We start from the raw sequence: 408 nt of genomic DNA on the forward strand, positions 1-408 counted from the left end.
GAAGGATCGTTGGCGACGGTGGCCTCTTCTTCTACGTCCAAGACATCATCGTAAAAGAGAAGTATCGAGGAAATGGATTCTCCAGATTGATAATGAATGATCTCCTCGAGTACTTGCGGGGAGTTGCCAAGAAAGGAGCTTTCATTGGTTTGTTCTCGGTAAAGGGAGTCGAACCACTCTACGAGTCCTACGGATTTGTCTCCAGACCAAATGACCAGTTTGGAGCTGGAATGTTTATCCCAGTTGAAAACCTAATGAAAATTAAGCAGAACCAGTCAGCCCATACAACTCCAGCCAGCGCTCCGCGCTGACTTCCGCGTATGGCTTTCACGTTCTGCAAAACAAATTTATGAATCCACACAGAGGCCTGCTCCACCACATGAACATCAACGTTTCTGACCTGAAACG

Annotated in this window: 1 protein-coding gene; it reads left to right on the top strand. The window is 47.1% G+C overall.

Annotation, left to right across the window (positions count from 1 at the left end; all coding sequences use genetic code 11):
• A partial coding sequence (locus QEH54_RS22880; RefSeq protein WP_309021055.1) for a GNAT family N-acetyltransferase occupies positions 1–311 on the top strand: 311 nt, incomplete at its 5' end.
• Positions 312–408: the final 97 nt, after the last annotated feature.

This window comes from Pelagicoccus sp. SDUM812003 (genome assembly GCF_031127815.1).
In the GTDB taxonomy this organism is placed as follows: Bacteria; Verrucomicrobiota; Verrucomicrobiia; order Opitutales; family Opitutaceae; genus Pelagicoccus.